The following is a 1,282-nucleotide window of genomic DNA, read 5'->3' as shown; positions in this document are numbered from 1 at the left end:
CTCCAGGGGCACACACGGATACGGTGATTTGGAGAACGGATAGTGAGTGCTCACATCGGTCGAGTGCGATGACTGCTCGCCCGCGAGGATAACGCGGGCGGGGCTCCGATGAAACGGAATCTTTCGACCCAGGTCCTGACCTCGACTTTGTACGTTTTTGGTCAGGTCCAGGTCCAGAATAGGCTGTTGGTTCCGATGTGGCTGAGCGCCTGATCGGGGGGCAGGACACAGCCGCCCATATCGTCGATGTCTTCCCATTTTCGCCGGTGTGACCAGTAGGCGAACCTGACCTCATCGCTCCTGCCGGTCGGCTTGAGACGGGCGATCGGCACCTCGGTTGCCAGCAGGTACAGGTGGTAGGCACCTTTGTCCTTGTACCAGCCAACGCCGCCGCCATTGGCCTCGTCGAACGCCTCGATGCGCAGGGCAATGTCGTCCTTTTCCATTGTGCAGTCATAGCTGCCGCGGCCTCGGGCAGGCCTGATTCACTTCGCCGCACGGTCATTGCCTTGCAACATGACGCTTCGGCCGACAACTCAGCTACAGGGTGCCTCGTTCAAACGAGGAAGCCTGATGCCAACCCCAGAGATTGTCGATGCCGGATCAGAGAAGCGTGAGCGGCATCTCCAAAAGTCAGGTCAGCCGGCTGTGCGAAGAGATCGACGGCAAGGTCCAAGCGTTCCTTGAAAGACCCATCGAGGGCGACTGGCCATATCTGTGGATCGACGCCACCTACCTGAAGTTGCGCCGCGGCGGCGGCATCGTCTCGTCGCCGTCATCATCGCTGTTGGCGTCAACGCGGACGGCCGGCGCGAGGTGCTGGGCATGCGGTCGGCACGTCTGAGGCCGAGAACCGCGCTTGTCTTGTCCTAAGTCTGACAATGTCGGGGCGCGACATAGGATAAGAGCGGCATCGAGCTGTTCCAACACGACTTTCCCATTTGGCATGGCGGATGCATGCAAATCTGCAAACGTGCCGCGGAATGAGGAGAATCGAGTTGGAGGTCGGAGCCAGTCTGATGCTGATTTGCCCAGGTAATGGGAGTCGAGGCCAATGACAAGAAGGGCGCTCATCTTGGTGGAGGGTTCGAGGTCTAATGGTCCGCTTTACGTCGAAGCGGCCCAGCGCCTTTGTCTCCATCCAATTACGCTGGCGGCTGATCCCGCTAAGTACGGCTATCTTGCAGCGGAAGCGCTTGAGTCTATCCGTGTTGATACAGATAATCTCGATGCGTTGATCCGCGCATGTTCCCATCTGCGAAGGACTTATAACATAGCCGGC

Annotated in this window: 1 protein-coding gene and 2 pseudogenes; 2 read left to right on the top strand and 1 reads right to left on the bottom strand. The window is 58.9% G+C overall.

Annotated elements, in window-relative coordinates; all coding sequences use genetic code 11:
* Positions 1 to 161: 161 nt before the first annotated feature.
* Positions 162 to 446 (bottom strand): hypothetical protein, encoded by a 285-nt coding sequence (locus EN780_RS34480; protein WP_128276481.1) that lies wholly within the window; start codon positions 444 to 446, stop codon positions 162 to 164.
* A gap of 170 nt (positions 447 to 616) precedes the next feature.
* Between EN780_RS34480 and EN780_RS34475 the strand changes: the two are divergent.
* Positions 617 to 851: pseudogene (locus tag EN780_RS34475) on the top strand (transposase); the annotation flags it as partial.
* Between the two features lie 203 nt (positions 852 to 1,054).
* A pseudogene (locus tag EN780_RS39860) lies at positions 1,055 to 1,282 on the top strand (hypothetical protein); the annotation flags it as partial.

Origin of the sequence: Mesorhizobium sp. M4B.F.Ca.ET.089.01.1.1 (assembly GCF_004022605.1) — a bacterium.
GTDB classification, from domain to species: domain Bacteria; phylum Pseudomonadota; class Alphaproteobacteria; order Rhizobiales; family Rhizobiaceae; genus Mesorhizobium; species Mesorhizobium abyssinicae.
This window is presented reverse-complemented; position numbering and strand designations above follow the sequence as displayed.

Coding starts and splice junctions, on each gene's coding strand:
- EN780_RS34480 (WP_128276481.1), bottom strand. CDS start 446: ATGGAAAAGGACGACATTGCCCTGCGCATCGAGGCGTTCGACGAGGCC.